Raw genomic sequence first — 21,381 nt, forward strand, 5'->3', positions numbered from 1 at the left:
GACCTTGCGGTCAGCCTTTTTTGCACTAGTCTTTCCAGACGATTTCGTCCTCGGTGTAGCCTTTCTTTTTCATCTTTGCGATAACGCCCTTGGCGATGAATCCGCTGATGAATACGAGCACCGATACAGCCCAGCCTGCGACGATCTGCGCCCAGATGGGATATCCGCCGTAGCCGCCCTCGGTTGAGAAGAGGGTGATCATGTTCCAAACGAACAGACCCGCGAGCAGCAGCGGAGAGATGAACTTGATCGAAGCCGCGAACCACGCGAACGGCATCTTGAAGCGTTTTGCGTTGCGGTTGACTTCGGTGAGCACCTTGCGGAGGTTGAATGTCCAGCCGATCGCGATGCACTCGAGAATACCGATGAGAATGAGGTTGATCTGGTTAGTCCAGTTGTCCACGATGTCGAGCCACGCAAGACCTGCCTGTGTAATGAATACGAGCGAGATAAGTCCGCTGATAGCGCAGACCGCGATGGTTACGGTCTTGGGCTTGAGGTGGAACTTGTCGGAGATCGCCGCCGAGATACCCTCAACGATAGAGAACGCCGAGTCGATGGCGAGTGTGATAAGCATTAAGTAGAAGATAGCGCCGAACGCCGCGTTGAGCCAGCCGATGTTGGTGAGGTTGACGATCGCGGTGGGATATACGAAGAACGCAGTGCCGATGCCGCTCGCGGTGATGTCGCCGAGCATTCCGGTACCGCCCATGGTCGAGAACATTACGATACCCGAGAGAACGCTGACCGCCATGTCGGAGAACGCGATGATCATCGCGTCAGCCGCGATATCCGCGTCGTCGCCGACGTAGGAGCCGTAAGCGAACATAATAGCCATCATGATCGACAGGCTGTAGAATACCTGACCGATAGCGTCGACCCAGAGCGTCGGGTCAGAGAACGCGTTGACGTCGGGAACGAAGAGCATCTTGATGCCGTCCATAGCGCCTTCCATCGTGCAGCCCTTGACCGCCATGATAAGCAGCAGAACTACGGGGGCGAATACGGTGAACTTTACTACCTTGCCGACGGACTTCGCGCCGTTGCGGATACAGTAGAAGATCAGCCCCCACGCGATGAGCAGACAAACGAGCACGATGCCGGGGATATTGCCGCCGTCGATAGCGGCTGTGGTCTGTGTCAGGTTCAAAAACAGGGTTGAAGCCGCCTCGTTGTCAGCTGTCATGCCGGCGAACTGCCACGAGTTTACGAACATCAGGATAACCCACGCGAATACAACCGAATAGTAGCAGACGATTACAAACGCGTTCGAGGTTGCCGCCCAGCCGACAAACTCCCATTTCTTGCCGATACCGCGCATGGATTCGATAGCGCCGCGGCGGAACTTGCGCGCGATCGAAATCTCCATCATAAGAAGCGGAATACCCATCAGCAGCATTGCCAGCAGGTAAACCACCAGAAACGTACCGCCGCCGTGCTTAGCGGCGAGACCCGGGAATCTCCACGCGTTGCCCAATCCTACCGCGGAACCGACAGCGGCAAGGATAAAGGTAAGGCGGGAACTCCACATACCTCTTTTTTCCATTTTTCTTCAATTCTCCTTTTCATTATGTCATTCAAGACAAAAGATTGTACCTATTATAACACAAGGCACAGTATTTCTGCAATATCTATTGAAAAAATCATCCCAAAAGTTTATAATATTATGTATAATATAATAATGACTGCGAAAGGAGCCACAGATATGAAAACCGTAATTGTTTACTATTCCCTCGGCGGATTCACAAAGAAAATCGCTCAGCAGCTCGCCGCAAAAACAGGCGCTGATCTGCTGCGGCTCACCCCCGTGAAGGAGTACCCGAATGAGGGCGCGAAGAAATTCATCGTCGGCGGCAGAGCGGCTGTCGCAGGCTCAAAGCCGAAGCTGCAGCCCTATCACTTCAACGCGGAGAAATACGACCGCGTCGTTTTCGGCTCTCCCGTATGGGCGAGCTCGCCCGCACCGCCGATCCGCACGTTCATTGAGGACAACAGGGACGCTCTCGGCGGCAAGGAGCTCGCGGCGTTCTTCACACAGCTCGGCAACGGAGCGGAGAAGGCTAACAGAAAGCTCGCTAAGTGCCTCGGAAAGGACAAGATCGAGCCTGAGATGATATTCTTCGAGCCTAACAAGAAGGACGCGCACAAGGAGAACGAGGCAAAGCTCGGCGACTTCGCGGCGGTGCTCGGAAGATGAAGCAAATCGACCTGATAACGGGCTTTCTCGGCGCGGGCAAGACTACCTTTATCCGCCGCTATACAGACTTCCTTCTGCGGCGCGGAAGCCGCGTCGGTATTCTCGAGAACGACTACGGCGCGGTCAATGTCGACGTAATGCTGCTGCAGGACTTGGAGGGCGAGAGCTGCGGCGTTGAGGCTGTCGCGGGCGGCTGCTGCGCGGACTGCCACCGCCGCCGTTTCAAGACGAAGCTGATCGCGCTCGGAATGTCAGACTACGACCGCGTGCTGATCGAGCCGTCGGGTATCTTTGACGTTGACGAGTTCTTCGACTCACTGTGCGAGCCGCCGCTCGACAGCTGGTACCAAATCGGCAGCGTTATCGCGGTCGTCGACGCGAACCTCGGCGAGCTCAGCGAGCAGTCCGAGTATATCCTTCTCTCTCAGGTCGCAGGCGCCGGCAGGGTAGTGCTGAGCAAATCCCAAAACGCGACTCCAGAGCAGATTCAGAACACGATCAGCCGTCTCAACCGCGCGGCGGAACGATTCGGCTGTGCGCGCAGGTTCGGCGCGGACGTTATCACAAAGCCGTGGGACGAGCTTACTGACGCGGATTTTGAGGAAATTCTCGGCAGCGGCTACCGCAGCGAGAGCTTTGTCAAGCGGCTCGACACCGAGGGCTATCAGTCGGTGTACTTCATGGAGCGCAGCTTCACCGAGGACGTGCTGCGCGATAAGGTAGAGAAAATCTTCGCGGACAAGAGCTGCGGCAACGTGTTCAGGATAAAGGGCTTTTTCAGCGACAGCGGCTGGAAGGAGCTGAACGCCACCCGGGAAGAAACGTCCGTCACCCCGATAAAAAACGGTCAGGAAATCATAATCGTGATAGGTGAAGAGCTGCACGAAGAAGCAATTAATAAATACTTTTAAAACACCACACGGGTCAGCCTGAACTGACCCGTGTTTTTTTATCATCTGTATCCGCGTTCACTCATCACCGCGAGGATCGTCTGTACATTTGCCGCTTCATACTGATTGAGCGAGCCTTCGTTGAAGTCCGACGGCGAGATCGTGCCCTTGTACCAGCTCTTTGAGCTGAAATATTTCTGCAGCGGGGGCGTGCTGAACTTCCTGCCGCGGCGCGCGTAGATCTCGTTGAGCGCGATGGTCATTTCCCATTCGCTGAGCGGAGTGACCTCGTTGAAGCTAACGTATCGCTTGTCGGAGCCGTCGAGAATGTAGTCGCCGGAGCTGCCCGAGCTGTGTTTCTTTGTCGGCGAGGTCGCGCCCGTCGAGGGCCGGGTCGCGGGCGGAGTTGTATTCGGCTGGTCAACGCCCTTCGAGATGATGACGAGCACCTTCTCAGAGTCCTTGATGACCGTACCCGCGTCGGGGCTCTGGCTGATGACGTGCTCGGCGTCGACGTCCTCGCTGTACTCGCGCTTGATCTCGAACCTCGTACCCGCGTGGTTGAGGGCGGTGTAAGCGTCGTTAGCCTTCATGCCGACGATATCGGGAACCTCCCATGTCGGCTCCGCTGTGGTAGGCTCGGCGGTAGTCACGGCGGCGGTGGTTATTTCCCCGGTCGCGGGAGCGGTGGTTTCGTGCGAAAAGAGCTTTGTCAGCCCGAGCTGCTCGCCGAAGAGCATATATCCGACAACGCCGCTGAGAATCAGAATCACGACGATAATCAGCACCATAACGGCTATCAGACCCTTATTCGATTTCGGTTGGTTGTTTTTCATAACACCGCCTCCTCTTTTTATGGCATTATTGTACCTTTTCCGGCAGAAAAAGTCAATAGGTGGGGTTGACGTACGGGCGGTTTGCTGTGAAAAAGCCGATAAATTTCCAGCAAAAACATTACAATAACTGTAGAAATATGTCGAATTATGTGTTATAATTAATTCGTTTGGATAATTTCCGCAATTTATCTTCAAGGAGTTAATATGAATACAACATCGGTAAACGGAGCGCTGCTTGCCGCGATGATAAAAAACGGCGCCGCTTCACTAAAAAACAAGGTCAAGGAGGTCAACGACCTCAACGTGTTCCCGATCCCCGACGGCGACACGGGCGACAATATGTTTCTGACGATCGACGCGGGCGTAGTTGCTCTCGCGGACGAACCTGCTTCCGTGGGCGAGGCTGCGCGTCTTGCCGCGAACGGAATGCTGCTCGGCGCGCGCGGCAACAGCGGCGTAATCCTCTCGCGAATCTTCGCGGGAATCGCGCGCGGTCTTGAGGGCGTCGACGAGGCTGACGTGCGCACCTTCCACAAGGCGATGGAGAGCGGCGTCAAGGAGAGCTACAGCGCGGTGTCTGTACCCGTCGAGGGCACAATCCTCACCGTATACCGCGACGCTGTCCGTTACGCGGGCACCTGTATCACGGGCGGAACAAGCATGGAAACCTACTTCGAGGACTTGCACTACGAGCTTTGCCGCTCGCTCGAGCGCACACCCGATTTGCTCGACGTGCTCAGGGAGGCAGGCGTTGTCGACAGCGGCGGCGCAGGCTTTATTTATATCGCCGAGGGCATGGCAAAGGCGCTTTCGGGCGAGATGACCGAGCTTGCCGAAACATCGGCGGCGAGAAAGAACGTAGACCTCAATGCCTTCACAGAGGACAGCGTGCTCGAGTTCGGCTACTGCACGGAGTTCCTTCTCCGCCTGCAGCGCGCGAAGGTCGACATCGATACCTTCGACGTAAATCCGCTGATTGAGTGGCTCGGCAGCGTCGGCGACTCCGTCGTCTGCTTCAAGGAGGGCAGCATTGTCAAGGTTCACGTCCACACAATGAAGCCCGGCGACGTTTTCAACCACGTACAGCAGTACGGCGAGTTCCTCACGATAAAGGTCGAGAACATGACCCTCCAGCACAACGAGGTTCACGGCGGCGAGAGCTTCAAGTCACGCATCGAAAAGCCCCGTAAGCCCTTCGGAATCGTCAGCGTTGCGGCGGGCAAGGGCATAAAGGAAACCTTCCTCAACCTCGGCTGCGACGTAGTTGTCGACGGCGGCCAGAGCATGAACCCCTCGGCGGAGGATATGATCTCCGCGTTCGAGCAGATCAACGCCGACGTTATCTTCGTTTTCCCGAATAACTCAAACATCATCATGACCGCGAATCAGGCGGCTGAGATTTACAAAGGCTCCGACGTGCGCGTCGTACCCAGCAAGACGATCGGCGAGGGCTATGCAGCTATCTCGATGCTCGACACAGAGATCGGCGACACCGACGCTATCATCGAGTCGCTCAAAGAGATCATCGCCGACGTAGTAACGGGCACGGTCTCAAAGGCTGTCCGCGATACCGAGATGGGCGGCGTGAGCGTCAGGAAGGACGACTACATCGGCTTTGTCGGCGATACTATATATGTCGACTCACCCGACAGGGCAGAGGCGGCGCTTGTGCTCGCCGAGAAGATGAACGCCAAGCGCTACGACATCATGCTCGTGTGCTGCGGCGAGGACGTAAGCTCCGACGAGAGCGATAAGCTGCAGAAGGAGCTTTCGAAGGCGTACAGACGCACGGAAGTTGTTATGATAGACGGCGGCCAGCCGATTTATGACTATATAATTATATTGGAATAAGGAGAGAATAATAATGAGAAAGATTAAAATCGTCACCGACTCCTGCTCAGACCTCAAGAAGTCGATCAGAGAGAAGTATGACATTGATTATCTGCAGATGTTCACAGTCCGCGACGCGAAGGAAACTCCCGCGAGCCTCGACTGGGAATACTACAGCCCCAAGGATCTGTACGATACTATCCGCGACGGCAACCGCGTTACCACAACTCAGGTTCCTGCAGTTAACTTCGAGAACGGCTTCAAGAAGTTCCTCGACGAGGGCTTCGACATCGTTTACATCGCCTGTTCCTCAAAGCTCTCAGGCTCCGTCAACACAGGCAGAAAGGTAGCCGAGGAGATGCTCAAGGACTATCCCGGCGCAACGATCCGCTGCGTTGACTCTCTGAACGCCTGCGGCGGCGAGGGTCTTGTCGCCGTAAAGGGCGCTCTGCTCCGCGACGAGGGTCTTTCCGCTGACGAGATCGCCGACAGGCTCGACGAGCTAAAGAACAACGTCAACCAGTTCGTAACCGTACACTCGCTCAACGCGCTCAAGGCTGCCGGCAGAGTAAAGGCTTCCTCAGCGTTCTTCGGCAACCTGCTCGGTGTAAAGCCCATTCTCGTTTCCGACAAGAACGGCGACAACATCGCTATCAAGAAGGTCAAGGGTCGTCTCAACTCCCTCGAGGAGATCGTTAACCTGACCGTCGACGGCATTATCCCCGGGGACAACGAGTTCATATACGTCGTTCACGCCGACTGCGAGGACGAGGCTAAGGAAGTTGAGAAGCTCCTCAACGAGAAGCTCCCGGACGTCAAGGTCGAGATCGGCTACATCGGACCCATCATCGGCGCGTCCATCGGCGCCGACGCTGTCGGCATTTTCAGCTGGGGCAAGAGCTGCGAGAGGTTCACCGTATGATGATGGCGGTCGTACTTGCGGTTTCCGCGGTCGTTTCCTACCTCATGGGCGGTCTCAACGGCGCGATCGTCGCCTCACGCCTCTTTCACCGCGAGGATATCCGCGAAAAGGGCAGCGGCAATCCGGGCTTTACCAACTACAAGCGCGTCTACGGCAACGGACTCGTCACATGGCTGGTGCTGATCTTCGACGTGGTCAAGACGATGTTCGTCGTATCCATCACCGCGTGGGTGATGTGGGCGTACTTTGACCAGTGGCAGTTCGGCGCACAGTTCTCGGGACTCTGCGCGATGCTCGGCCACTGCTTCCCCGTGTGGTACAGGTTCAAGGGCGGCAAGGCGTTCATGGCAGGCTTTGCGACGATCTGGTTCGTCGACTGGAGAATGACGCTCATGGCAATGGCGCTGTTCTTACTCGTGCTCTTCACGCTCAAATACATGTCCGTCGCCTCGTGCACGGCGTCGCTCTTCTGCCCGATAATCCTTCCGTTCCTCGGAGTTGCGAACATCTGGGTGGAGATCCTCGCTATCGCGGGCGCTGCGCTGATCATTCTGCGCCACCACGAGAATTTCGCAAAGCTCCTCAGAGGAGAGGAAAGCAAGTTCTCGCTCAAGAGCAAGAAGGCAAGCTGACAATAGATTAATTAAAGGCTCACTCGGTAAGGGTGAGCCTTTTTAATTCTAAAAAATCAGAGGCTTGGCGTAATGCCAAACCTCTGTTGATCAGCGATTTAACTCTGAACTCTCAAATCAGAGCTTGGGGCCTGCCTCAACGAGAGCCTTGCCTGCCTCGTTGGTGGTGTACTTGTCGAAGTTCTTGATGAATCTTGCGGCAAGGTCCTTAGCCTTCTCGTCCCACTCAGCGGGATTTGCGTATGTATCTCTGGGGTCGAGGATTCCTGTGTCAACTCCGGGAAGCTCTGTGGGAACCTCAAAGCCGAAGTAGGGGATAGTCTTTGTGGGAGCGTTCTTGATGTCGCCGCCGAGGATAGCGTCGATGATGCCGCGTGTATCCTTGATGGTGATTCTCTTGCCTGTGCCGTTCCAGCCTGTGTTTACGAGGTACGCCTTTGCGCCGCTCTTTTCCATTCTCTTTACGAGCTCCTCAGCGTACTTTGTGGGGTGCAGCTCGAGGAACGCCTGACCGAAGCAAGCGGAGAAGGTGGGAGTCGGCTCTGTGATGCCGCGCTCTGTACCGGCGAGCTTAGCGGTAAAGCCCGAGAGGAAGTAGTACTGAGTCTGCTCGGGAGTGAGGATAGATACGGGAGGCAGTACGCCGAACGCGTCCGCGGAAAGGAAGATTACGTTCTCGGCAGCGGGACCCGCAGAAACGCCGTTTACGTTCTTCGCGATTTTCTCGATGTGCTCGATGGGATAGGAAACACGGGTGTTCTCGGTAACGCTCTTGTCGTCGAAGTCGATAACGCCGTTTTCTTTTACGGTTACGTTCTCGAGCAGCGCGTCTCTCTTGATAGCGTTGTAGATGTCGGGCTCGCTCTCCTTGTCAAGACCGATAACCTTAGCATAGCAGCCGCCCTCAAAGTTGAATACGCCGTTGTCGTCCCAGCCGTGCTCGTCGTCGCCGATAAGCAGACGCTTGGGGTCGGTGGAAAGGGTGGTCTTGCCTGTACCCGAAAGTCCGAAGAAGATAGCTGTGTTCTTGCCTTCCATGTCGGTGTTTGCGGAGCAGTGCATTGAAGCGATGCCCTGAAGCGGCAGGAAGTAGTTCATCATAGAGAACATACCCTTCTTCATCTCGCCGCCGTACCATGTGTTGAGGATAACCTGCTCGCGGCTTGAAACGTTGAAGAGAACGGCTGTCTCGGAGTGCAGACCGAGCTCCTTGTAGTTCTCGACCTTAGCCTTGGAAGCGTTGTAAACAACGAAGTTCGGCTCAAAGCTCTCGAGCTCCTCAGCGGTGGGCTTGATGAACATGTTCTCAACGAAGTGAGCCTGCCAAGCGACCTCCATGATGAAGCGTACAGCCATGCGGGTGTCCTTGTTCGCGCCGCAGAAAGCGTCTACGACATAGAGCTTTTTGCCGCTGAGCTCGTCGAGAGCGAGCTTCTTGCAGGCTTCCCATGTTTCTTCGGTAGCGGGGTGGTTATCGTTGGGATACTCGGGAGTAGTCCACCAAACGGTGTCCTTTGACTTCTCGTCCATAACGATGAACTTGTCTTTAGGTGAACGGCCTGTGTAAACGCCTGTCATTACGTTGACAGCGCCCAGCTCGGTCTCAACGCCGACGTCAAAGCCCTCGAGAGAGGGGTCGGTCTCGTCCTTGAAGAGCTGTTCGCAGGAGGGATTGTGAATGATTTCGGCGGCGCCTGTGATGCCGTACTTTGTTAAATCAATGTTTGCCATTGTGCATACTCCTTCTGATATAAGATTACAAATACATGATACCATAGCGAAGCGGCGGTTGTCAATATCGGCGCACGTACAAATAAACCGCATAAAATGCAGTTTTTTCAGCCAATAATTGCAAAACGGCGCGTCAGAACCGCTCCTGCAGCGCGAAAATGAATTATTTCCATGCAAATACCGCAAAATTACCCCCAAAACCTGCCTCTGCAAAATCCGACGGGATTTGACGAACGCCCGAAAGCGTGCTATACTGATTATAATGATACCGAAAGGGTGAGAAACGTGAGGAGAATAATCGCGTGTCTGTTGATATGCGCAGCTGTGCTGCTGTGCTTTGCGGGCTGCGGCTCGGACGACAACTCAAAAATCGTCGGCAAATGGCAGGCGACGAAGGTCAAGCTAAAGGGCGAGATCATCAACTTTTCCGAGCTCGAGAGCGAAGGCAAGGAATTCAGCTTTGACTTCAAGGAGGACGGAAGCTGCAAGGCAGTCCTCGGCGGCGTTGAGAACAACGGCAGCTACACCTTCAACCAGACCACGGTCGATATCATGTACGGCAACAAGGAAGAGAAGCTCAAGTACGACCGCGGAGTGCTCACGCTGACATTTTATTATAACAACGAGGCGACCTCATATTTGTTCACGAAGATTGAATAATTGAGGAGAAGCTGTCAACAATAACCTCACAGGAGGTAATTGACATGACAGAAAAAGAATTATTGTATGTTGAAGACGCGCTCGGCCACGAGCAGTATTTCCAGACCCAGTGCCGCGACACCGCGGGCAGGATCGAGGACGGCGAGCTGAAACGCTTTGCTCAGCAGCTTGAGCAGAAGCACAGCGAGATATTCCGCAGCTTCATGGGCTTGCTGTAAGGGGGTGCGCGCGATGAATGACAGAGATTTGATGGAAAATATGCTCATGCTCGAAAAGGGAGCATGCGAGCTGTTCATGCACGGCACGATCGAATCCTCGAGCACGGACGTCCACCAGACGTTCAACACCTCGCTCAACGCATCTCTTCGGCTGCAGGACGAGATCTACTCGAAGATGCAGTCCAAGGGCTGGTACCCGACCGAGCAGGTACAGCAGTGCAAGATCAACGAGGTAAAGCAGAAGTTCGCACAGGCATAAGCAAAGGACGGAAGGGAAACCTTCCGTCCTTTTTAATTGAAAGTTGAAAGTTGAAAGTTGAAAATTACGGGTCGCTTCGCTCCGGGTTATTGTTTTTGCGGCAATAAAAATCGGGTGCGGGTGTCCCGCCCAAAATTTTCCATTTTCCATTTTTCATTTTCAATTTAAATCGACGCTCGCTTTACATTGACCTTCTTCGCCTGACCCATGACCGAATTCTTGCGGCAGAGCATCAGCGCGGCTCTGCCTTTTTCGCTGCGCGTGTAGACGACCTGCATTCTGTTTTTGAGCAGAGAGGCGAGTATCTCGGCGTTTTCCTTTTTATTGCCGACCGCCGACGGGACTGCCATGCTGTTGACTCCGTTGCTGTCGCCCATGAGCACGTATCTCGGGTTGTCGATAGGCGAGAGCAGCTCGCCGAGAGCCTGGGAGTAAACCTGTTTTTCGCGCTGGGTACCGCCCTTGAGAGCGGCGAAGAGCCTTCCGTTCTCGCTGAAAATCTCGGATTTCGCGTCGCGCGAGGTGATAACGCCGACCTTTTTGAGCGTTTCGAGCACAGCCTCTGAGGCTATGCGGAAGTTTTCGAGCGGATTTGAAGCGCCGTTCGCCTTTTTGAACAGCATTATGCACACGGGAATTCCGATACCCGCGAGGATAAGCACGAGCACTAGCCTTATCCAGAACGGCACGCAAAGCGCCGCCATGACGATGAGTATAAGTATTCCGAAGAGCACAGCCGTGAGGATAGCGGTGGTGAGGCTGCCGCCGCCGAGCTTGACGGGTACGCCCTCTGTTTCGACCGTGTCGCTGACCTCGGGCTTCTGCGTCGGAGTCGCGCGGTAGGATACCTCCCAGCTCTTTTTCATGCGTTCCCTGTCGGCGGCGAGGGCGAGCATTCGTCCGTTGAGCTGAGGGACGGTCTGCGCGTTGAACGGCGGCTTGATGATATCGAGCCTGTCGGTGCCGCTCTCGATAACGCGGCTGCTGTAGGCAGGCGCCATGAAGCAGTCGAACCTGCGGCTGACGGTATCCCAGTCCGCGCCGGCGGGTCTGTCGCTGACGGTGGGGTCGAGGGTGACGAGGTGGAAGATATCCGAAGCCTTCTGAGGGTCGTTCCTGTCGGTGCGGATAGCCCTGCCGCGCATCTGGTTCGAGAGCATGAAGCTGCCGACGAAGCTCGCGAGGATAAGCGAGTTTATGCACGGAGAATCCCAGCCCTCGCCGAGCAGAGCCTTTGTGCCGACGAGAATCTGGAACAGCCCCTTGTTGAACGCCTCGGTGATGAGCGAGACCTTGTTCTTGTTGGAGCCCTGAAAATTCACCCTGCTGTAGCCTACGCCCTCGATGGGAGCTGACGAGAAGCCCACGTCGGCGGACTTAGCCATTTCCTTTATCTGGGGAAGGATCTTGTCGGGCAGAATGACGAGCGTGCCCGAGAGAAGCGCGATATCGGCGCTGCACGAGCGGCGCACCTGCTCAAAAATCGGCACGGTGCCCATCGTCGTGAGCTTTTCGGTGCTGCCGATGAGCGACACGAGGTCTTTTTTGATGAAGTCGGTGAGGATAAGCATTCTCAGATTTTTACCGAGGTTGTTCATCTCGCTCCGTGCGATTTGCGCTATGCTGTCGAGCTTGCCGACGGAGGATATGAACGCCTTCTCGACGGCGGCGTTGTTCTCGATGCAGACGCGGCCGCGGTCGAGCATCATTCGGCTCTCGAGTCTGCCGCGGAGTTCTTCGGCGCGTTCCCTGCCGAAGAGGTCGGGACGGTCGATGATAAGCTGCATGGCGCGCTCGAGGTCGTCGGAACTGAGCTTCCGGTCGCTGTAGTCCGCGACGAGCCGCTGAGCCCGGGCGCTTAGCTTCACGCCCGACACAGCCGCCGCCATTAAGAGCGAGGCAAATTCCTCGGGACGCGCGTAGATTTCCTCCTCAAAGTCTGCCCATTTAAATAGTATACCGCTTTCCTGCACCGCCTGAGCGAAAATCCCGCTTTTGAGTTCAGCCTGAGCCTGGGCGACTGCCTTTGCGCGCCGCTCGTTTATCATCTGCAGCTCCTCTTGGGTGGGGTAGTTGAAGATAACGTAGTCCTGGTGCGGACAGAGTGTCTTTTGCGCGACGAGGTCGGGCACGTATATCTCCTCGTCGATGTCGCCGCAGAGGTCGTGGTACCGCTTCCACTCGTTCGCCTTTGAGTCGTAGGGCGGTGTGGCGGTGAGCGCGATGAGGGTGATGTCGCTGCCGAGCTTTTTGAGGAAGCTCTCGAGAGCCTTCTGCCATTCGCTGCGCAGGTGGTGGGCTTCGTCGAGGCAGACGGTCTTGACGCCGGCTTCCTTCATCGTCTTAATGAGGTCAAAGCCCGTGAAGTTCTCGCTTTCGCCTGTTTCCTCGTCGCGGTCGTCGAGCTGCAGCCTGTTCATCGCGGCGTGGAGAGCCTGATATGTGACGGAGGTGATGAGCGCGGGAGTTTTGAGGTCGAAGGAAACGTAGCCGTCCGCGTTCTCGCCCTCGGGGAGGAAGCTGCCCTCGAAGCGCTCACCCCACTGCTGACGGATAATTACGGAGGGCGAGAGCACTACGGCAGGCTTGCCCAGTCCGCGGATAAGCTCAAGCCCGAGAATGGTCTTGCCGCTGCCGGGAGCGGCGACGATGTGAATGCGCCTGTCGGCGAGGTGGCGGTTGGCGTTTTGGAGGACGCGCGCCTGATAATCGCGGAAGGTGCCGCTGAAACGGATATTCCCGAAGTTTTTCATGGTAACACTCCTTGGATAAAATGCTGTATAAATCACACAAAACGTCCGATATATCGGATATTTTGTCTGTTTTTAACAGTATACCATAAATTCGCCATATAATACAATGCACTATTGGGAATATTTTTGTCAATTTTCCTTCTGATAATTCTAATATAGAATTATAAAATGTTGCTTTCGATTATAATTATGATTGAGTATATATCGAAAAGTTACCAAATTGCGCCTGAATTTGTTAATTTTTTGACAATACGAAGGAGTAAGGCGAATAATTATACAATCTTGTATGTTTTTTCGCCGGCATTTTATAAGAAGGAGGAATTTATTTGCAACACAGCAAACACACAGGCTTGAATCTTAAACGCAAGATAACAGCCTCACTTCTGTCACTGGCAATACTCGGCACGGGTACATTGCCACTTGTAAGCACAGTTGTTGCGTCCGCTGCTGAGGACGGTGATTCCGTCGGTGCTGCTTCCGTTATCAATGTTAAACAGGATAACAATGAGAACAAGACAGTCACCTATGACGGCAAGACCGAGAACGTATTCTGGGCAAGCGCCAAGTATTACGACTACCTCACCGACAGCGAGGTCAACGGCACCTGGCGCACGAGCATTACTCAGTCAGGTACAGGCCACAGCGGCTCGGAGGACGACTGGTATCCGTTCAAGAAGTTCAACAAGTACATCAGCGGTATCGCCGCGAACTCAGGCTGGAGCACACCGCTGTACTTCGGCAACTTCTACAACGGAAACGACGGCCCTTACGCGACAAGCAGCCACAACGGCGGCTATATGAACGCGAAGGATGGACTCACAAACTGGAACCATGCTCCGAACAACTCCCGAAAGGGCTTTACGGATCATGACTGCAAAACTGACGAGTCCGGAACGACTGTAGGTCTTGACAGAGAGCACCAGAGCTATCAGGGTCTGGTTGACAGCACTCTCAAGGACGGCAACCTCACCGTAGCGGGCGGCACCACAGCTCCGTACTTCCAGGCGAATGATACGTACGTCAAGGAGTTTCAGAGTTCCTTCCCGTTCAGAGAGGACACCCACACAGACTACACAAAGTACATCTTCAGATCATCTACCAGCAATAACACGAAACCGTCTGATAACGTTTACTTCAACTGGAGCGGCAACACTCCCACCGACGTAAACTACAACTACGGCTCCGCTCACGCCGTTAAGGACGGAAAGCGTTACTTTATGTACAACGAAGCTTCCGGCTACGGCATCTATCCGTTCAACGGAGTAGGCGAGGAAAAAAATGGTCAGACTAATGGCTATCTCTATATTTCCGTAAGAAACAGCGAGGTTGGCTGGAATCTAGGAATGGGCAGAGATCCCTATGTATACTGGAACGACAACAGAGTCGCGTGGCCCGGAAAGAAAATGGAATGGGTCAGAGACGAGGACAGTGGAGATAATAAGGTATACAGGATAAAGATTCCGGACGGATTAAAAAATACCGGATTTGTCGTTAACAACGGCAGCAGCGACGGCTCTAACCAGACCGAAGACGGTTCTTACGACCTCCTCAAATGGGGCTGCGCAACCGTTAAGGGCGGCAACACCGGTGCAAAGCACACCCTTGAGGGATGGCCGACAGCAGAGTCCGGCGCAGGTATCAGCGAGTATACCTACAACACAGAGAAGCTCGACCACGGCTTCGGCGTACACCTCACCGTACCCTTCCGCGTACCCGGCGAGCATCTCGCTTCCGACGGCAAGACCGTCATTCCGGCAGGTAAGTCCGAGGAAAAGGACAGCAGCGGCAACTACACCCGCATCTCCTTCGACTTCGCGGGCGACGATGACCTCTGGATGTTCATCACCGACAACACCACCAAGCAGTCTCAGCTTGTGCTTGATTTAGGCGGCAACCACAAGGTGAGCAAGGGTCACGTTTACTTCGATACACTCGAAGCGGTTGCGGAGGACGTATACACAAAGGGCAAGACCACAAAGAAGTTTGATTTCGATTACAGCCACACCTACACCATGGACGTATTCTACATGGAGCGCGGCATGATCGAGAGCAACTGCGATATGTCCTTTACAATGACTCCTCTCGGCAACAACTTCATCGTAACCGAGAAGATCGACACCACCAAGGTAAATGCAGGTCTTGTTGACGACGTTACTGCTCTGAGCAAGTTCACCTTCACACCCAACCAGAACGGCACAACTCACTGGGAGAACGGTCTGAACTACAACATCGGCGGCACTAACTACAACAAGTCCGGCAAGGATTCTATCGACCTCGGCAGCGGTCAGCTTTTCTCGATCGCGAACTTCTTCAAGATCAACGACGAAATGCTCGTTACCCAGACCAGAGGCGAGAGCGTTCTCAAATATACGACAGACTATGTATTCAAGAACAACACCACGGGCGAGCAGCTCGACAAAGCCCACAAGGATTCTTCCGTAGAAACCGTAGCGACCGGCAAGGGCTTCCTGTCCAACACAGGCACAGCCTCGGGCGATCCCTACGAGTTCGCGGAGCTGCAGGCTGACTTTGTCAACACTCCCGAGGTCGCTGACGTAACAATCAGCAAGGAGACCGTTGACTTCCTCAAGCAGCGTCTTGTCGCGGGCGACAAGGGTCAGGACGAAGAGTTCCCGATCACCGTAGCTCTCAACTTCGGCGGCTCGACCACAGACGGTCTCTACGACTTCGAGTACACCAAGGGCACAGTTCCGGGCACAGCCGACAAGGGCAAGCTCACGATCAAGGACGGCGATACCGTCACTATCCCGAACGTACCCATCGGCACCACCGTCACAGTCAGCGAGGATATCTCAAACAGCACGAACTTCGACCGGAAGGAAGTCAAGCCCGAGAGCTTCACCGTTACAAAGGACGGCACAAACAGCTCGGCTATCACAAATATCCGCAAGCTCCCCGAGCCCACCACAGACAAGGTTACTGTAAACAAGACTATCTTTACAAAGACCTTCGAGGACAAGAGCACAGCCACCCTCGGCGACGGCTATGAGTTCCAGCTCCTGAGCGGAAGTACTCTTGTTGACACCAAGACGATCACCGATACCGCCAAGGATACAGGCTCCGCTGACTTCAAGGAGCTTACCTTCACTGTTAACGAGGCTGACAAGGGCAAGGAAGCTCAGGGTATCTTCTATATCGATCCCGCCGAATTCAAGAACGGCGGCAGCAAGGAATTCACCTTTACCGTACATGAGAATCTTACCGACGCTCAGAAGCAGGCTATCGACCAGCCCGCCGATCAGGAGGTCAAGATCACCATTTACTACAACAAGGCTAAGAACACCCTGTCTACAGTTCCTGCCGATCAGGAGGGTTCTGTTCCGAATCCCGTCTACACCACGGACTTTGTGAACCCCTACAACGTAGGCAGCGTAAGCATCACAAAGACGGTTACCAGAGATTCAGGCGAGCTTGACGATCAGGATAAGAATACCGCCTTCACCATCAACGTAAGCTTCAGCTTCAACGGCAATACTTATCCCAACGGCGTTCCCTTCTACTACACCGTTAACGGCGGCAGCAAGACATATCAGCTCGGTTCTTCACAGTCGATCTCGCTCAAGCACGGCGAGACCGCTTCGTTCGACGGACTGCCCGTAGGCACCACCGTTACCGTATCTGAATCGAATCCCGGCGCTGAGTATTCTCCGTCGGTATCACCCGAATCCGTTAAGATCACCGAAAAGGGTCAGGCGTTCAATGTTGTAGTTACCAACAAGCGTCAGGCTCCCGGCGAGGCTCCCGTAAGCGTAACAAAGGTTCTCGAGAACGCTGACGTTGCGGCTAAGGCAGGCGTGAACATCGAAAACGCAAAGTTTGAGTTCACGATCACCGAGAACACCGCGGGCGCAGAACCCTACTCCGAGACCGTAACAGCCAAATCGGCGACAGTAGACTTCACACCCATCAAGTTTGATCACGCAGGAACCCGCACCTTCACGATTGCCGAGGCAACCGGCAGAGTTCCGAACGTTGAATACGACAAGTCCGTGATCAACGTTTCCATCACAGCGGCGAACGACGGCGACAAGCTCAAGATCACCGAAACCAAGTACACCGACGGTCAGGGCAACGTACTCACTGCACCCACCTTCACCAACAAGTACAAGGTAGGCGAGGTGACTTTCGCCAAGGCAGTTATTGACAAGGATGCTAAGACGGTCGACAGCGATAACACAGAGTTCACCGCACAGGTAAAGATCAAGTATCCGCAGGAAACTGCATTCAGCGTAAAGCCGTTCAAACTCAACGGCGAAACCGTTGACAACGAAAAAGGCGAAATCACCATCACCAACAAGGGCACATACGTAATCACCGAGCTTCCCGTAGGCACCAAGGTCAAGGTCACAGAGACCGATTCCAAGGGATACCTCGTATACTACGCCGACAGTCAGGAAATGATCGCGACTGAGGCAACCAACGCCACAGCAGGCGGCAGCAACGACTACAACTCCGACGGCAGCGGCGACGGCTCAGCAGATGCGTCACTGGGTACCGCTCAGGCTATGGTATATAACCAGAAGGTTGAGCTTCCCGTTGACATCACTGCCAAGAAGGTCGCAGAAGGCTTTGCTCTCAAGGGCGAGGACTTCGCGTTCACCCTCAAGGGAACAGGCGTTGACCAGACCAAGTCAAACGACGCTCAGGGCAATGTCAAGTTCGACACAATCACCTTCGAGGTTCGTTCCGACGACAAGGCTACAGGCAATAACACCATCGTTATCAAGCCCGACCAGTTCACGGATGACAAGTACACCGCTGAGTACACCATCGCAGAGACAGCAGGCAACAACGCGTTCCTCACCTACGACGGCACAGAGTACAAGGCAACCGTTACCGTAACCAGAACTCCCCGGAGCAATGTTGAGGGTCTGTATACATACGCCGCGGCCGTTGATTACGGCAACGCGACCAACACACCTCCGACCTTCACCAACAGCTGGAAGAAGGCTCCCGCAAGGATCATCAAGAAGGTTCTCGATTCCGACGGCAAACCCTACGACACGAACGAAACCTTCAAGATCGACATTACCTACACCTATCCCGCCGACTACACAGGCGACACAACACAGTTCCCGGCTTCCGTATCGCTCAACAAGGCTAACGGCTTCACAGCGACCATCAACGACCTGCCCTACAACACGGGCGTAGCGGTCAACGAGGCTGATTCCAAGGGCATGACCCCGTCCTACGACCCGGCTTCGAAGCAGATTACCGTAGACGGCACAAGCACAGCCGAGAACCCCGTAACAATCACAGTTACCAACAAGCGCCAGGCGCCCGGCACCACGAGCTTCCCCGTACAGTTCAAGAAGCAGTTCAACTACGGCACGCTCGAGGCTGACGCGTTCGAGTTCGAGATGCTCGAGGGCGACGGACTCAAGGGCGACAAGGTCAAGAACACCGCTCAGGGCGTTGTTGACTTCGGCACAGTAAACGTCGAGTACAGCAAGACCGCAAAGGATCCTGCAAACAAGACAGTTTACCTCGACGACAGCAAGTTCACAGACGATATCGCTACCCTCACCTACAAGGCGAAGGAAGCAGACGGCAAGAAGGCTAACATCTTCTACGACGGCGACGAGATCACCTACACCGTCAAGATCAAGAGAACCGTGACCGCGGCTCAGACCACTCTCGAATTTGTCTCCGGCACATACGCAAAGGGCAAAGACAATGCTGAAAGCGACACCTTCGTAAATAACTGCTTAGGCGACATTAAGATCACCAAGGAAGTAAGGAACGCTGCCGACGCCGAGAAGGCTAAGCCGTTCAAGGCTGACGTTGAGATCGCTCTCATGAAGGCTGACGGCACCCTTTCGGAGTTCGCTGCTATTCCTTACATCTACACCTACGAGGGCGGCAAAACAGAGGCGACCGCAACCCTCGACCTCTACGACGGCAGAGTATACACCCTCTCCGGACTGCCCATGGGCTCTCAGGTCAAGGTAACAGAGCAGTCGGCTAAGTACCCGAACTACTCCGTGACCTACGATCCGCAGATCGTTACCGTAGGCGAGACCGCAAGCACAGCCAAGGTCATCAACACCCTTCAGGCTCCCGGTCAGGTAACTCTCGGCGTGAACAAGACCTTTACTCAGGACGCTCTCAACGCAGGCGTTGATCTCGAGGCTAAGGGCAACAAGTTCAGCTTCACCATGACAGCCGAGGCTAACAACCCCGTACTCAAGGATTACACCTCCACCGTTACCCTTGACAAGTATCAGGACGGCAAGCTCGTTACAAGCGGCGAATTCGCAGCAATCGTATTCCCGCCCGAGTACGCGTACGGTCAGGGCACCGACGTTGCGTTCAAGGTCGTCGAGAACAGCGCGATCGAAGGCAACGACGGCAGCATCATCTACGATACAGCTACATATTCCGTAGTTTACACAGTCAAGCAGGGCGAGAGCGGTCTTGATATCTCTGCTCCCGTGATCACCAAGTCCAAGAACGGCGACACATCTGTTCCCGGTACCGTTTCCTTCGAGAACGGCTATCCTGTAGGCTCCGTAGAGATCAAGAAGCTCGTCAAGGACTTCGACGGCGCAAATCTCGAGGCATACAAGACCGAAGCGTTCCCGATCAAGGTCACCATCACCACACCCGACGGCACCACAGACGTCAAGGAAACCACAGTAAGCGCCGCGCAGAGCGTCAAGTACGACAAGCTGCCCTACGGCACTACCGTAACGGTTGAGGAGACCGACGCCAAGGGCATGACCGCTTCTATCGACAAGGCGACCGTGACCGTTTCCAAGGAAACACCCGCACCCACGGTAACCATCACCAACACCCGCGAGACCCTCAACCCGACAGACGTTCAGGTTCCCGCTAAGAAGGTAATCAAGGGCGCTGACATCGCCGACTATCAGCAGGCGTTCCTCTTCGAGCTGAACGGCAACGGCATCACAATGCAGGCTCAGAACGACGTAAAGGGCGACGTACTCTTCGACAAGATCAACTTCCGCATCAAGAAGAGCGCAGACGACGCGGCGGAGAAGAATACCATTCTCGTTGACAAGTCCGCGTTCGCGAGCTCCGACACAGTCGCGTACACCTTCGCGGTTAAGGAAATTCCTGCCGACAGACCCGACATCACCTTCGACAACAACACATACAACGTGACCGTAAATGTCAAGAAGACAGAAACACTCAATGCAATCACACTGAGCGCGTCTGTTGACAAGACAACGGTTCCCACCTTCACAAACCAGAAGCTCGGCAGAGCGATCCTCTACAAGGTTGTAAAGGACATCGACGGCACCGGCTTCAAGCCCGACGTCGACTTCAAGTTCAGCCTTAAGGTTGACGGCAAGGTTGTAAAAGACGACATCATCATTAACGTAAGCAAGGACGAGACCTCAAGGTTTGTTACAGGCTACTATCCCGTAGACACCGTACTCACCTTCGAGGAGACCGACGCTAAGGGCTTTGAGTGCACAGAGCCCGTCAAGACCGTGACCATCATTGACGAGACAGGCGAGATACCGTCTGCAGAGGTTGAGTTTGTCAACCGGCGTCCGCAGCCCGGTCAGACAAGCATCACTCTCAGCGCACTCAAGACCGTTTCCGGCTACAAGCTGTCCGCAAACGACTTCTCCTTCACCGCGAAGGGCAAGGGCCTCGACGAGACGAAGAAGAACAACGAGAACGGCAACATCGTATTCAGCACCATCACCTACAAGTACACCAAGGGCAATGAGGCTGACACAGGCAACACCGTATACCTCCGCGACGGCGACTTCACCGACGGCAAGGCGGTATTAAACTACGAGATCAAGGAAACAAAGGGCAATAACACAGATATCACCTATGCTTCCAACACCGTAAAGGCAGTTGTTACCGTCAAGAAGACCGAGACCGCAAGCGATATTCAGCTTTCGGCGACAGCGGCTTATCCCGACGGCACAACCTTCAACAACCCCGTCCGCACAGGCAGCGCGACAATCATCAAGAAGGATCAGGAAGGCAACCCCGTAGACGGCATCGAGTTCACCCTCTTCAAGGTAACCTCCGACGGTCTGAGCAGAGAAGAAGTTCTCGCAAACGGCTCCGTTGTTGACGCCAAGACCACCAGCGGCGGCAAGGTGACCTTCAATGACCTCGACCTCTACAAGGACGCAAGCCGGACTCTGAGCAATCCCGAGTATCAGTGGTACTGCTTCGCCGAGACCGATCCCGGTGACAACCACAACCTCAACAGTGAGCTCACCTTCTTCCGCGTTCCCACCGAGGGCGTATACGACGTAGAGTTCACCTACATGAACGGCAAGATCACCTCACCCACCTCGGGCGGCGAAGGCATGTTCACCTTCAAGCTTGTCGGCTCAATCCTTCTCGCGTTTGCGTCAGCACTGCTCGCAGGCTACGTATTCTTCTTCTCAAAGAAGTCAGGTAAAAAATCCGCACACAGCGTAAAGTAATTTAGA

At 54.6% G+C, this 21,381-nt stretch carries 13 protein-coding genes; 9 read left to right on the forward strand and 4 right to left on the reverse strand.

Features of this window, described 5'->3' with window-relative positions; all coding sequences use genetic code 11:
• Window positions 1–25 precede the first annotated feature (25 nt).
• The gene (locus AB1I49_RS00645; RefSeq protein WP_316609725.1) at window positions 26–1,546 is read right to left on the reverse strand and encodes a sodium-dependent transporter; all 1,521 of its coding nucleotides are present in this window, start codon (window positions 1,544–1,546) and stop codon (window positions 26–28) included.
• Between the two features lie 159 nt (window positions 1,547–1,705).
• On the opposite strand from AB1I49_RS00645, the gene AB1I49_RS00650 reads away from it, so the two are divergent.
• Window positions 1,706–2,197, forward strand: coding sequence for a flavodoxin family protein (locus AB1I49_RS00650; RefSeq protein ID WP_201427878.1), 492 nt, complete (start codon window positions 1,706–1,708; stop codon window positions 2,195–2,197).
• Window positions 2,194–3,108, forward strand: coding sequence for a GTP-binding protein (locus tag AB1I49_RS00655; RefSeq protein WP_201427879.1), 915 nt, complete (start codon window positions 2,194–2,196; stop codon window positions 3,106–3,108). Before AB1I49_RS00650 ends, AB1I49_RS00655 begins: the two co-directional genes overlap by 4 nt.
• Window positions 3,109–3,149: 41 nt before the next feature.
• On the opposite strand, the gene AB1I49_RS00660 is transcribed toward AB1I49_RS00655, so the two are convergent.
• On the reverse strand, window positions 3,150–3,923 hold the full coding sequence (locus AB1I49_RS00660) for a YARHG domain-containing protein (RefSeq protein ID WP_407721139.1): 774 nt from the start codon (window positions 3,921–3,923) through the stop codon (window positions 3,150–3,152).
• 204 nt (window positions 3,924–4,127) lie between these two features.
• On the opposite strand from AB1I49_RS00660, the gene AB1I49_RS00665 reads away from it, so the two are divergent.
• From AB1I49_RS00665 to plsY, 3 genes are read left to right on the forward strand one after another with little or no spacing between them, the layout of a single operon-like run.
• On the forward strand, window positions 4,128–5,774 hold the full coding sequence (locus AB1I49_RS00665; protein ID WP_407721140.1) for a DAK2 domain-containing protein: 1,647 nt from the start codon (window positions 4,128–4,130) through the stop codon (window positions 5,772–5,774).
• A 13-nt stretch (window positions 5,775–5,787) separates the two neighbouring features.
• Window positions 5,788–6,675 (forward strand): DegV family protein, encoded by an 888-nt coding sequence (locus tag AB1I49_RS00670; RefSeq protein ID WP_407721141.1) that lies wholly within the window; start codon window positions 5,788–5,790, stop codon window positions 6,673–6,675.
• The gene (gene plsY / locus AB1I49_RS00675) at window positions 6,672–7,307 is read left to right on the forward strand and encodes a glycerol-3-phosphate 1-O-acyltransferase PlsY (RefSeq protein ID WP_201427883.1); all 636 of its coding nucleotides are present in this window, start codon (window positions 6,672–6,674) and stop codon (window positions 7,305–7,307) included. Before AB1I49_RS00670 ends, plsY begins: the two co-directional genes overlap by 4 nt.
• A 117-nt stretch (window positions 7,308–7,424) precedes the next feature.
• Here plsY and pckA read toward each other — a convergent pair whose 3' ends face one another.
• Entirely contained in the window at window positions 7,425–9,038 is a 1,614-nt protein-coding gene (gene pckA, locus AB1I49_RS00680; protein ID WP_201427884.1) for a phosphoenolpyruvate carboxykinase (ATP), read from the reverse strand.
• 171 nt (window positions 9,039–9,209) lie between these two features.
• Between pckA and AB1I49_RS00685 the strand changes: the two genes are divergently transcribed.
• From AB1I49_RS00685 to AB1I49_RS00695, 3 genes are read left to right on the forward strand one after another with little or no spacing between them, the layout of a single operon-like run.
• Window positions 9,210–9,698: a hypothetical protein gene (locus AB1I49_RS00685; RefSeq protein WP_407721142.1), complete on the forward strand. Its 489-nt coding sequence runs from the start codon at window positions 9,210–9,212 to the stop codon at window positions 9,696–9,698.
• A gap of 44 nt (window positions 9,699–9,742) precedes the next feature.
• Complete coding sequence (locus AB1I49_RS00690) at window positions 9,743–9,916, forward strand: hypothetical protein (protein ID WP_201427886.1); 174 nt, start codon at window positions 9,743–9,745, stop codon at window positions 9,914–9,916.
• 13 nt (window positions 9,917–9,929) lie between these two features.
• On the forward strand, window positions 9,930–10,175 hold the full coding sequence (locus AB1I49_RS00695) for a spore coat protein (RefSeq protein WP_201427887.1): 246 nt from the start codon (window positions 9,930–9,932) through the stop codon (window positions 10,173–10,175).
• Window positions 10,176–10,339: 164 nt separating this feature from the next.
• On the opposite strand, the gene AB1I49_RS00700 is transcribed toward AB1I49_RS00695, so the two are convergent.
• On the reverse strand, window positions 10,340–12,928 hold the full coding sequence (locus AB1I49_RS00700; protein ID WP_407721143.1) for a DEAD/DEAH box helicase family protein: 2,589 nt from the start codon (window positions 12,926–12,928) through the stop codon (window positions 10,340–10,342).
• A gap of 326 nt (window positions 12,929–13,254) precedes the next feature.
• Here AB1I49_RS00700 and AB1I49_RS00705 point away from each other — a divergent pair, with 326 nt between their 5' ends.
• Entirely contained in the window at window positions 13,255–21,375 is an 8,121-nt protein-coding gene (locus tag AB1I49_RS00705) for a DUF5979 domain-containing protein (protein ID WP_407721144.1), read from the forward strand.
• Window positions 21,376–21,381: the final 6 nt, after the last annotated feature.

It is taken from the genome of Ruminococcus sp. NATIVEDY160 (assembly GCF_045819885.1).
In the GTDB taxonomy this organism is placed as follows: Bacteria; Bacillota; Clostridia; order Oscillospirales; family Acutalibacteraceae; genus Ruminococcoides.